General features: G+C 51.3%; 14 protein-coding genes. 7 read left to right on the top strand and 7 right to left on the bottom strand.

Features of this window, described 5'->3' with window-relative positions; all coding sequences use genetic code 11:
- Nucleotides 1-88: 88 nt before the first annotated feature.
- A complete protein-coding gene (locus E5336_RS11980) occupies nt 89-1,306 on the bottom strand; it encodes an NAD(P)-dependent oxidoreductase (protein ID WP_135981339.1) in 1,218 nt (405 codons plus the stop codon).
- A gap of 125 nt (nt 1,307-1,431) precedes the next feature.
- Between E5336_RS11980 and E5336_RS11975 the strand changes: the two genes are divergently transcribed.
- From E5336_RS11975 to E5336_RS11965, 3 genes are all read left to right on the top strand, one after another.
- Nucleotides 1,432-1,947 (top strand): flavin reductase family protein, encoded by a 516-nt coding sequence (locus E5336_RS11975; protein ID WP_135981338.1) that lies wholly within the window; start codon nt 1,432-1,434, stop codon nt 1,945-1,947.
- Between the two features lie 138 nt (nt 1,948-2,085).
- The gene (locus E5336_RS11970) at nt 2,086-3,066 is read left to right on the top strand and encodes a C39 family peptidase (protein WP_168353667.1); all 981 of its coding nucleotides are present in this window, start codon (nt 2,086-2,088) and stop codon (nt 3,064-3,066) included.
- A 110-nt stretch (nt 3,067-3,176) separates the two neighbouring features.
- The gene (locus tag E5336_RS11965; protein WP_135981336.1) at nt 3,177-3,785 is read left to right on the top strand and encodes a C39 family peptidase; all 609 of its coding nucleotides are present in this window, start codon (nt 3,177-3,179) and stop codon (nt 3,783-3,785) included.
- Between the two features lie 22 nt (nt 3,786-3,807).
- Here E5336_RS11965 and E5336_RS11960 read toward each other — a convergent pair whose 3' ends face one another.
- The 6 genes from E5336_RS11960 to E5336_RS11935 form a co-directional block, all read right to left on the bottom strand.
- Nucleotides 3,808-4,503, bottom strand: coding sequence for an ABC transporter ATP-binding protein (locus tag E5336_RS11960; protein WP_135981335.1), 696 nt, complete (start codon nt 4,501-4,503; stop codon nt 3,808-3,810).
- 144 nt (nt 4,504-4,647) lie between these two features.
- Nucleotides 4,648-5,769: a M56 family metallopeptidase gene (locus E5336_RS11955; RefSeq protein WP_135981334.1), complete on the bottom strand. Its 1,122-nt coding sequence runs from the start codon at nt 5,767-5,769 to the stop codon at nt 4,648-4,650.
- Nucleotides 5,766-6,128, bottom strand: coding sequence for a BlaI/MecI/CopY family transcriptional regulator (locus E5336_RS11950; RefSeq protein WP_168353666.1), 363 nt, complete (start codon nt 6,126-6,128; stop codon nt 5,766-5,768). The genes E5336_RS11955 and E5336_RS11950 overlap by 4 nt, the downstream gene beginning before the upstream one ends.
- A gap of 203 nt (nt 6,129-6,331) precedes the next feature.
- Entirely contained in the window at nt 6,332-6,541 is a 210-nt protein-coding gene (locus E5336_RS11945; protein ID WP_135981332.1) for a hypothetical protein, read from the bottom strand.
- Nucleotides 6,542-6,558: 17 nt separating this feature from the next.
- Complete coding sequence (locus tag E5336_RS11940; RefSeq protein WP_135981331.1) at nt 6,559-6,927, bottom strand: BlaI/MecI/CopY family transcriptional regulator; 369 nt, start codon at nt 6,925-6,927, stop codon at nt 6,559-6,561.
- Nucleotides 6,928-7,066: 139 nt separating this feature from the next.
- Nucleotides 7,067-8,029: a type I phosphomannose isomerase catalytic subunit gene (locus E5336_RS11935; RefSeq protein WP_135981330.1), complete on the bottom strand. Its 963-nt coding sequence runs from the start codon at nt 8,027-8,029 to the stop codon at nt 7,067-7,069.
- A 217-nt stretch (nt 8,030-8,246) separates the two neighbouring features.
- Here E5336_RS11935 and E5336_RS11930 point away from each other — a divergent pair, with 217 nt between their 5' ends.
- From E5336_RS11930 to E5336_RS11915, 4 genes are all read left to right on the top strand, one after another.
- A complete protein-coding gene (locus tag E5336_RS11930) occupies nt 8,247-9,032 on the top strand; it encodes an HAD-IIB family hydrolase (RefSeq protein WP_135981329.1) in 786 nt (261 codons plus the stop codon).
- On the top strand, nt 9,029-9,883 hold the full coding sequence (locus tag E5336_RS11925; protein ID WP_135981328.1) for a nitrilase-related carbon-nitrogen hydrolase: 855 nt from the start codon (nt 9,029-9,031) through the stop codon (nt 9,881-9,883). Before E5336_RS11930 ends, E5336_RS11925 begins: the two co-directional genes overlap by 4 nt.
- A 5-nt stretch (nt 9,884-9,888) precedes the next feature.
- Nucleotides 9,889-10,773 carry a GyrI-like domain-containing protein gene (locus E5336_RS11920; RefSeq protein WP_135981327.1) on the top strand — a complete coding sequence of 295 codons (885 nt, stop codon included), beginning with the start codon at nt 9,889-9,891 and terminating at the stop codon, nt 10,771-10,773.
- A 256-nt stretch (nt 10,774-11,029) separates the two neighbouring features.
- The gene (locus tag E5336_RS11915; RefSeq protein ID WP_135981326.1) at nt 11,030-11,509 is read left to right on the top strand and encodes a hypothetical protein; all 480 of its coding nucleotides are present in this window, start codon (nt 11,030-11,032) and stop codon (nt 11,507-11,509) included.
- Nucleotides 11,510-11,587: the final 78 nt, after the last annotated feature.

Here is an 11,587-nt window from a genome sequence, read left to right as displayed (position 1 = left end):
TAGGGTTTTTATGCGCTTTTTTTTACAAAAATTAAAGAATAAGTTACATAAAAAAGGAAGATCTTTCGTCCGCGATCTTCCCTTTTGCCTACTCTTTTGTTTTTAAGTACTCGTCGATCGCCTGAACCGCTTTTTTCGCGTCCGCGACCGCTTCCACGACCGTTTTGCCGCCATAGACGACATCGCCGGCGCCAAATACCCCTTCAACAGTCGTGCGGCTGTTTTCATCGACTTTCAACAAGCCGCGCGCGTTGCCTTCCAGACCAGGCGTCGTATGGATCAATTTGGATTTTGGTCCCTGACTGGCCGCGATAATCGTGAAATCTGCCGGTTCCAGTTGTTCCGTTTCCTCGATTTCCACAATTTGTCCTTGTTCGTCAAGCCGGACCGCCTTAAACATCGGGCCGTCCTTTGTAATGCGTGAAATTTGCATTTGACTTTTAAACTCGGCGCCTTCCAGCAAAGCCAGTTCCCTTTCTTTGGGGTCCGCATTGCTTTGGGCCCGTCGCGCGTACAAGGTTACATAGCTTACGCCTTGATGGAGCGCGGTGCGCGCCACGTCGATTGCCGTGTTGCCCGTTCCGATAACCGCCAGCCGGTTGCCGATTTCAAACGATTTGGGACTAGCCAAATAATGGATTCCATAACATACGTTTGGCAGCGTTTCGCCAGGAACGCGAAGCGCTTGCGCCCGCCATAAGCCGCTGGAAATCAATACCGCCTGATACCCGTCGCGCAGCATGTCCTCGATCGTGATCGAGCTGCCGACCGCCGTATGGAGCCGGAAACGGATTCCGGCCGCTTTCATTTTTTTCGCGTAGCGGTCCAAAATGCTTTTAGGCAGGCGGAATTCCGGAATGCCATAGCGCAGCATGCCGCCAATTTCGCTTTGAGCCTCAAAAACCGTCACCTCATGGCCGCGCCGGATGAGCTCGATGGCGGCGCTCATGCCCGCCGGTCCCGATCCAATGACCGCCACGCTTTTTCCGGTAGATGGCGCCTTTTCGATTTGGACCCGCTCCAAATACGTGTCGGAAATAAACCGCTCGATGGATCCCCATTCGACAGGACTTTCTTTAATGCCCTTGACGCAGTGGCCCTCGCACTGCTTGTCATGATCGCACACGATGGCGCAAACGAGCGAGAGCGGATTGTTGTCAAACAGCATTTGCGCCGCTTCTTGCAGCTTTCCTAGTTTGAACAAGGCGATCGCTTGCGGGATCGGCGTCGAAATCGGACATCCCGTCCGGCAGCGAGGAATCTTGCATTGTAAACAGCGATTCGCTTCAGATTGTATATTCAACATCGTCATTACCTCCAAAAATCAGTATGTTTATTATAGCGAACGAGCAAAAAAAAGAAAGTTTTTCAGAAAGCACTTACATGTTTTACTATATAAATAACAACATTTGAAAGGAAGAGAAAACGATTATGCATGAAATTGACCCGAAACAACTGACTTTGTCCCCTTCCATGCTGTTCGCCGACGACTGGATGCTGCTTGGCGCGGGCACGGAAAAAACAAGCTGGAACACGATGACCGTTTCCTGGGGACAGCTTGGCTCGCTGTGGGGCCATGGCGGCGGGATGCCGACCGCCATCGTCTATGTGCGGCCGCAGCGCTACACCAAGCTCTTTATGGACTCCAACGAGTACTTTACCTTGTGCGCGTTTGGTCCCGAACACAAACGCGACTTGGCCTATCTTGGCACCCATTCCGGCAAAGACGAGGACAAAGTGAAAAAGACGAGCCTCCATCCCCTGTTTTTCAAAGAAGGCCCGTATTTCCAGGAGGCGAAGCTCGTGCTCGTATGCAAAACGCTTTACCAGGCACCTATCGTCGCTGAAGGATTCAAGGACAAACGGCTCATCGAGGACAACTACCCAAACAACGATTTTCACGACATGTACATTGGCGAAATCGTAAAAGTGCTCGTTTCCGACTAACCACCGCAAGGTGGTTTTTCTTTTGCCACTATTCTTTTCTTTAGGTGATGTTTCTTTTTTATTGTTTCGCCGTTATAATGGATTCCGGAACAAAATGCGCGATTAGCGCATGAAATGCATTGGATCGGAGGAAATTGTATGCAAAGAAAACGGAAAGTCAATCCAAGAAACTTGACGATCGTCGTCGTGATTCTCCTGCTCATTTTAGGTGGAATATGGGGCGGCTGGTTTTGGTGGGACAAGCACACCCAGCAAGTCCGCCACGAAACCGTGGCCGCCATTCTCGAAAGCCGCAAAGAGGCGCTTGAGCAACTCAACACCTGGGAAAACACGCGCGCTCTGGACACGGAGGCGTTTGACGCCCTGAAAGCCGAGGCGCTCGCGGACAACGCGGCAGCCTACACCCGGCTTTCCGAAAAACAAAAGGATCGCCTGACAAAAGAAGTCGTCGACGAGGCCGAGGCGCTCGACCTGGAAAACGACGGCTTGCGGTATTTGAACTTGTACAACGACCCGGGCCTTCCCGACGACTATCTCGTCTTTTTAAGCCGGGACAACGACCGGTTCCAGTTTGTGAACCAGTATCATGTCCTCAACGGCCACACGACCCCGCCGGCGGCTTTGACCGAGTCGCTCGATAAAATTCCCCATTTGCTGCAATGGGACGAACGCTGGGGCTACATGCCTTATGGAACGTCGAATTTAGTCATTGCCGGCTGCGCCCCGACGAGCCTGTCGATGATTTTATCGTATTTAAATCAGGACCCGTCTTTGACGCCTTACGCGATCGCGCAGTTTTCCGAAACCAACGGACACTATGTCGATGGCGTCGGCACCGCCCACTCCCTGATGGACGCGGCCGCCCAAAACTATGGCGTTCAAGTCCAGGGTGTACCGGTCGACGAAGCCGCCTTCGACCAGGCGCTGGCGGAAGGAAAGATATTGCTCGTATCCGTCAATCCGGGCCACTTTACACGCGTCGGACATTTCATCGTGATTCAAGGGATGGAAAACGGGCAGTATAACGTTCTCGACCCCAACTCCAACAAAAATACGAAGCTTTGGGACAAGTCGATCGTGCTCAGCGAGGCGGCCGCGGCGTGGGGATATTGGAAATAGCCCGTCAAGATGGAGAAATCCATCTTTTTTATTGAATCTTAAGAATTTATTCCGGATTTATTTTCGGAAAGTTCACCTCGTTTAGATACACTGTCCACAGGAGGTTCCCTATGGTAAAAAAAGTCAAAAAGCGCTCGTTTCCTTTCGCCCCGTTTGCCCTGTTGTTTCTTTTGACCGGACTTGGCATCGGCTTGCTGGTGCGAGAATCCCAAACCGTTTTGCTGGAAGAGGACTTGCGTACAATTCCCCATTTGCTCCAGTTCGACGAGCGCTGGAAAGACGAGCGCTACGGCACTTCGGACATAAAAACGGCGGGATGCGCCCCGACTTGTCTGGCGATGGTTTTTTCCTTTTTAAAACAGGATCCTGCCATTACGCCGGTTTCCGTCGCCCGTTTTTCCGAATCGAACGGACACTATGTCGATGGTGTCGGCACGTCGCATTCGCTTTTTGAAGACGCGGCCAGCCACTTCCATGTTTCGATGGAAGGCTTGTTTCCGGTCGAACCGTCGATTGACGAGGCGCTTCAGTCCGGAAAACCCGTGATCGCTTCGATGGTGCCCGGCCACTTCACCCAAACGGGGCACTTTATCGTGTTGACTGGCGAGCAAGACGGCCAGTACAGCGTTTTGGATCCCAACTCAAACGAGCGCTCGACTGGATGGGACAAGCAAATCGTACTGGATGAAATGATGACCGCGTGGGGATTTGGAAATTAAGAAGGCTATAAAAAAACCGACTTCATGTCGGATTTTTTATAAGCCGGGGGTTGCTTTCCGTTTGCGCGCCTTCCGCCAGACTTTCCACGATTTTTCCGTCTATTAAGAAGAAGATCCGGTTGGCGAAGCCTTGTAATTCATCGACATCTTGCGAGGCGACCAAAATCGACACGCCTTCCTGCCTCAGCGCTTCCAGTTCCTGCCAAAGCGCCGCTGCCTCGGCCGGTTCCAACCCGTTCGTCGGCTCGTCCAGTAAAATCACTTCGGGGTTTTTCATCAAGGCGATTCCCAGGCCCAGCCGCTGCTTCATTCCTGTCGAGTACGTCTTGACTTTTTTCCACAAATGGTAGCCTAACCGGGTGTACGCTCTGGCTTCCTTCATTTGCTGGCGGTCGGCTTGCATGAGCATGCCAAACACTTCCAGATTTTCCTTGCCCGTCATCGTTTCGAACACTTCGGGGTCTTCCGCCAGCAGCGCGATTTTACCAACCGCCCGATCCGGTTCCTGCAACGCGTTGATTCCGCAAATGTCGATGAGTGCCGCGTCGGGTTTCATCATTAAACCGACGCACTTCAGCAAAGTCGTTTTTCCGGCTCCTTTCGGCGCCACGAGGCCGACGATTTCATGACTGTATAAATCAAATGCCAAATCGGATAAAACCGCTTTGCCGCCAAACTCTTTACAAAGGTTTTCCACATTGAGCTTTCGCGTTTTCATCCCTTCCTCCTTTCATACATTTTTACTTCTATCCTATTTCCTGCTTATTTACATAATAACATTTTCATCGAATGAATAATATAAATAATTTCACATTTTCGACGCAAAAAAAAATACGAACCTTCCGATTCGCATTCTTTTCGTTTATTCGATTTTCAAATCCGGACAAATCTGCCGGGCGAACGCCAAAGACGGCATCACGAGCTGGCTTCCATCTTTCAAAACGAATTCGACTGTCCCGTCGGGTTGTACCGTGATCGTTTTCGCTTCCTGCAAATCGTCCGCGCCAAACGTTCCTTCCATCATTTCCTGCGTTTGCTCGCTATTCGAATAATCCGGCTCCAGCACGAAGAAAAAGCCGAAGAAAATAAGCATTGAGAAGAACCCGATCAGTACCATGTCCAGTCCCATGTTCTTCTTTTCATGCAGCATGTAGCTCAGCCGTTTTCCCATCATCCATCCCGACTGCGTCGAAAACGACGACACCGGCATCGTTTTCATCATCCGCTGCTGCGGCTTTTCCGATTCCTTCACTAAAAACTTCGCGTATCGAATCTTTTCCACCGCTCCGCATTGCTCCAGGACCGCGTGGTCCGCTCCCATTTCCTCCAGCAGCGTCAGCACTTTGGGCAGCACATACACCGGCACATACCACCAAAACAGCGTCGTCAATCCCATCAGTCCGATGTTTTTCCACAAATCCCGGTGCCGGATATGCGCGCTTTCATGCCGAAGGATCCAGTCCAGATCCTCGTCCTCGTACGTCCGGGCCGGCAAATAAATCCGCGCTTCTTTCAGCCCCGCCGTAAATGGCGACTGGATCCATGGCGACCGCACGATTTGAAGATCCTGCCCCGCGAAGTTGCGCCTGTCGTCTTTGGACAACGTTTCCTCTTCGCTCCGGTTTCGTATTTGTTCCAGACAGCGCGCCCCTCTTCGGTACCGGCACATTTTGATCCAGCCGATGACCGCCACGCCCGCGATCCAGAAAACGACAAGCCATTCCAGCACGCTTTGTTCCAGAAGAAGATCCGCTCTTAAAAACGTGTATAAATCCGGCAGGAAAAAAGTCAGGGGAATCGTTTGGGTAAAGAAAAACTCCACCGGCAGCAAAAACCGTAAAACGATGACCGCCAGAAACGCGACGAGCAAACCCGGCCGCATCAGGGCGTACGCTTTTTTCTGGTTGAGCAAAGCCAGAAGACATAGTGAGAAGATGCCTCCCCATACCGAAGCGTATAAAACCGTTGACAAGGAAAAGCTCATACGTTTTCTCCCAACGCCGCTTTCGCCTTCTCAATCGCTTCTTTTAACACGTTCAATTCTTCCTTCGAAAGACCGGTGTCGATGAGTTTCTTAACGAGCGACACTCTTTTATTTTCCGGAACGCTGTCAGCCAGGCAATCCGACTCGTCCTGGCAAGCGATAAATGTGCGCGAGATCAAATTGTCATTGATTTCAAATCCGGCTACTTCCAAATACTTCTTATCGCACAACCGCCGGATGACGGATTGCATCGTGTTGCGATTGTACTCCGGAAGCAAGGCGGCCAGACGATCTTTATTCAATGGCTCTTTGTGCGCCCAAAACACTTTCATCATTTCTTTCTCTTTCTTTGTTAGCATAGTTTCACCTGTTATCAGAATAACTGATTTTATCATTCGACACAATCGAATAATTTGTCCGTTGTTTATAATATTTTAATTATTGGCATTCAAACCTTTAATTTGTACAATAAAGAAAAGTACAACGGGTCATAAAGATACAGAAAGGAAAGCCAATGATGAAACCGGCGTCGCAAAAAAAGAAAGCCATTCCGGCTCTCTTCTTAGTTCATCGGGATCCAAGGCCCTTCCCATCTTTGTCTTGACAAATTGTAAAGGCGCTTGTAGTATACTCCGTTTTCGAATTTATAACGCCACTCCATCACATCGGCTTGCGGCTCGACCTGCGCGTCGTTTGCCAAAACCGGCATGCTCGTCATGGGCGCGCCCGCCAGGACCATCGCCACCATCACACTCGTCATCCATTTCTTCATCGTTCTTTCCTCTTTCCCTAGTTTTCAAGCTCGCGCTCTTTTTCCAAAATCAGCTCCATCAACTCGTCCAGATCCCTTTTGGAAGGAATGGACTGGATCAGTTTCGCGGCCAGCGGAATAATTTGGTTGTCATCCACCAGCAAAGCCATGTAGTCGGTTTCTCCCATACAAACCGCGTACGTGCGCGTACCGGTCTTTCCATTGTCTTCCACGCCAACCGGTTTGATAAAGCCTGTGTTTTTCAGCTTGCGCAATACGACCTGCATCGTGTTCAGATTATATTCTGGAAGGACCCTCGACAAGCTGACTAGACCTAGCGGCCCAGGCTGCTCCCAGAACACACGCATAATTTCTTCTTCTTTTTTCGTCAAAGGTTTTGTCTTCATAAACTTGATCTCCTATGTATCTAATAATGTTATACCATAACTTCCTTTGATTTTCCACACCCGATAAATAATATCTTTATTTGGATTTTATTCTCACTTTTGGCTTTTCACCAAGAAAAAAAGAGAAGATCGCTCTTCTCTATTCGCACGTGTAAATATACTGGCAGTTTCCCTCGATTTCGACAGCGCCGCTTCCGGCGTCCACAAAAATCGAGTCGCCTTTTTTCGCGTGGATCGTGTCGCCCTCGTTTCGAATGACGCATTCGCCTTCCACCACGATGATCGAGCCAAAGGAACTTTCATCCACGTCGATCGTCACCTTGCCGTGAACGGTCGTTTCAAACGTCGTGAAATACTCACATGTCGCTAGCATGACCGTTTCCGCTTCACCATCTTCGATTCGCGGTCCGCACGGTTTGAAATCGGATTCGATCGGTGTCAAATTGGAAACGTCGATCGCCTTGTCGATATGCAGCTCGCGCGGCTTGCCGTCTTTTCCTACCCGGCCAAAGTCATACACGCGGTACGTCGTGTTCGAGTTTTGCTGGATCTCACAAATTTGAATGCCTGCGCCAATCGCGTGAATCGTGCCCGCCTTGATAAAGAACACGTCGCCTTTGTGCACCGGAACGACTTTCAACACCTCCAGCAGCGTGTTGTTTTCAATACGCTCGCGGAACTCTTCTTTCGAAATCGCCTTGTTGACGCCAAAATACAAAAACGAATCCGGTTCGCAATCCAAAATATACCACATTTCCGTTTTGCCATACTCGCCTTCCACCCGCAAGGCGTACTCGTTGTCCGGGTGCACCTGGATCGAAAGCGGCTGCAACGCGTCGATAAATTTAATCAAAATCGGAAACCGGTCGAACTTTTCACAATCCGTTCCCAACACGCTTTTTCCTTTTTTCTCCAAGTACTCCGGAAACGTCAATCCTTTGTACGGACCATCCGCCACGACGCTCGCTCCATCCTTGTGAACCGAAAGCTCCCAGCTTTCCGCCACGATATCCAGATCCGTCTGCTTGTTGTAGTTTTCCTTCAGCTTCGTCCCACCCCACAAGTAGTCCTTGAACGCGGGCTGTAATTGAATCATTGCCATACTGCTCCTCTTTTCTCAAACTTGCCTCGTTTGTCTTTTGTTGATCGTCTTTATTATAGAAAACGATTTCCAATTTGTCTAGGCAATTATAAGATAAATCTAGACATTAATATAGACGTTCCAATACGGTATCTAGACAAATCCGTTTAAAGAACATGATGTTATACCATTACAAAAAAAGATTCGCAATTTCCACCGCATCGCGTATGATAGAAGTATGAAAAAAACAACCATTCAAGCGGCGTTCTTCGACATTGACGGAACGCTCTACGACCATGAAACAAAACAAATTCCCGCCCTCCACATGGAAATGCTGCGCGCGTTGCAGCGCCAGGGAATCAAAATCTGCCTCTGCTCCGGACGCGCGATGCCCCTGCTGCGCAATCTGGGCATCGACGACGCCATCGCGTGGGACGGCTACGTTTGCGGCAACGGATCTTACGTCTACGACCGGGATCGCCAACCTTTGTACCAAAACGTCATTCCCGCCGACAGCGCCAGACAGCTTTTCCAGCTCGCCGCCCAAGACGGCTTTGGCTTGCTGGTCGCCGGCAACTGCGTCTTCACGACCCGCGACGACCCCGACACCCGCGCGCTTCTTGACGCCGTGTCCCTTGTCGACATTCCAAAACGGGACTTGCAGCCCGAAGACGAGTTTTGCATCGTTTCGCTCGCGATTGCCGACACCCAGACCCGAAGACCCGCCTACGAGGCGGTGCCCCACGTGCAAGTGCTGTACAACACGCTCTCCGTCGACATCATGCGGGACGATCTAAGCAAATACGAAGGCATCAAAGTGCTCATGCGCCACTTCGGATTCGAACCCGGCGCCTATATGGCGTTTGGCGACGCCCTCAACGACTTGGAAATGCTCGAACACGCCGCTTTGGCCGGTGCGATGGCCGATGGCGACCCCCGCGTTCTGGCCCGCGTCGAAAACCACTGCCCTTCCGTGAAAGAAGCCGGCATTTACACGTTTCTATCCGAGCGAGTCTGGCTATGAAAGTCTCCTTGATCCAGTTTCAAACAAGCGCCACGATCCAGGACAACATCGACCGGCTGTCAACGCTCGCCATCGAGCCGGCCGACGTCCTCATCCTACCCGAGCTGTGGCTGACTCCGTTTGACAACGAGAAAATCATCGAGGCCCGCCCATACGAGCAAAAGGCCCGAAAAGCGCTTAGCGCGCTGGCCCGCACCCACCACGCGTATGTTGTAGGCGGCACGATTTGCCACGAACAAGCAGGCCGCTTTTACAACACGTGCTTCGTCTACGACCGCGACGGAAACGAAATCGCCCAGGGCGACAAAATCCATCTGCTGGAAGTCCACGCGCGTCACGACTATTTCGAGCAAGACGTCTTCGCGCCCGGAAACAAGCTCGTTCGCTTCGAGATCGACGGCGTCCCTTGCGGTCTTGTCGTCTGCTACGACATCCGCTTTCCCGAACTCACCCGGCTGCTCGCGTTGCAAGGGGTGCGCTTCCTTTTCGTGCCCGCCGCCTTCAACGACAAAGTGGGGCGCCGGCACTGGGACGCCCTTCTCAAAGCGCGCGCTATTGAAAACGAGATCTTTGTTATTGCCTGCGCGCCCGACTACGCGTACCGCGGCTTTCAAAGCTACGGCCATTCCATGATTGTCGACCCGTTTGGACAAGTCGTGGCGCGCTGCGAAAAAAGCCGGCCAGTCGTCTGCGCCGAGCTGGAGGAAAGCCGGATCGACGCCATTCGCGCCCGCATGCCGCTATGGAAGCAGCGCCGCGCCGATTTGTACGAAGTCCGCTTGATTGATTCGGCGCAAAACGATCAAGAAAAACAATGTTCCGTCCCGTATGATACAAGCGTAAGGAGCTGAATCGTATGAATTGGATCGAATGTTTACAGTCTATGATCGACGTGATGGAAAACCATCTGCAAACGCCGCTGGAGGAAAGCCAAATCTACGCGGGCCTGCCCTACTCCGCGGCCCATCTGCGCAAAGGGTTTTCCATCGTGGCCGGCTACTCGCCCATCGAATATCTTCGCAGCCGCCGTCTGGCTTGCGCCGGGCAAACCTTGTGGAACGAGCCCGACCAGAAAATCCTGGATGTCGCGCTGGAAGCGGGCTACGACTCGGCAGAAAGCTTCAGCCGCGCGTTCAAACGGTTTCACAACGCCACCGCGCTGGAAGTCCGCCAGCATAAAGCGCGCCCGCGTCTGTTTCTTCGCCTTCAAATCCGAATCAGCGTCCAAGGAGGAGACACAATGAACTACACAACGAAAACCATTCCATCGTTTACCGTCATCGGCCTTTGCGAGCCGGTCGCGGACGCGAAGCAATCGTACACGGAAATTCCCGCGATGTGGAGCCGCTTTTCGCAGCGTTGCGCCCGTTTGATGGAAAACGGGCCGCAAACCGACTTTGAAAAAGCGGTTTGGACCAACAACATCGGCGAATTCGGCCTCTGTTTTGACAAAGGCGAAACAATCGAATACATGATTGCCGGCAAATATCGCGAAGGAGGCGACACCCAGGAACTGTCGCGCAAGACGATTCCCGCCTACACCTGGGCGATCTTTGACTGCTACGGGCCGCTGCCCGGCGCGCTGCAAGCAGTGAACGAGCAAATCTTCACCGAATGGCTGCCCCGGCACCCTGAATTGTCGCTCATTGGCGATTTGAGCGTGGAATGGTACTCCATGGGGGATCCCGCTTCGCCAAACTACCACAGCCAGATTTGGATTCCAATCCAGAAAAAATCGTAAACAAAAAGTCCGATGACGGACTTTTTTAATTTATACAGTTCCAATTTTTTGGAGAATGCGCATAATTTTGGCAATTCTCTCCTGGCGTTTTTGAATCGTTGAGCGCATGGTGATCTCCTTTCTTTTAGTTAGTCATATCTAACTAAAGTATACTCCTTTTCCCCTTTTCGTCAAGCGCGCCGGTTTTTCAGCCAGATTTTCCACCGCTTTGTGGTTGCGCCTTTTTCTCTATACAATACAAAAAAAGGAGTATTTTATGTTTTTAAATCGGCCAACGTGGTTTATCCAGCGCTCTTTAAGCACGTTTTCCGATTTTGGCGCTTTGACCAGCGCGCTGCAAAAACGACACATTCCTGTTTCGCTCTGGGACGAGGAACCGCCACGATCCGCCATGAAATCCCGCGACTTGATCGTCTTTGACAACCGGGAATGGATGGGCACATTCAAAGATCCGGTTTCGGCTTCCTACGCCTCTTTTCGATGGCAGAAATGGTTTTTCAAATCACTTCGCCCTCTTCCGCTCACCTTCACCGTCCTGCCCTACGTGCAGGCGCTGTGCATGGCTCTTTGTCTTTGCCCGAACATCGGCTTGTTTTTCCTGCCAACCCAAACGATGCTTTGGATCGCTTTGTTTTTCGACGGGATTTTTATCGTGCTCCTGTTCCGGCCGCTGTATCTGGATATGGCAATTTGGATCCCCCTGCTCGCGATGGTCGCGTGGTACTGGTTGTCCTAACCGTAAAAAAAGACCATCCAAGGTCAATGTCATTTAGTTAAGAAATGGCAGTCTTAGAGGATACATTTTAAAGTGTAC

This window comes from Dubosiella muris (genome assembly GCF_004793885.1).
GTDB classification, from domain to species: Bacteria; Bacillota_I; Bacilli_A; order Erysipelotrichales; family Erysipelotrichaceae; genus Dubosiella; species Dubosiella muris.
The sequence above is the reverse complement of the archived record's forward strand: the minus strand, read 5'-3'. Positions and strand labels throughout refer to the sequence as shown.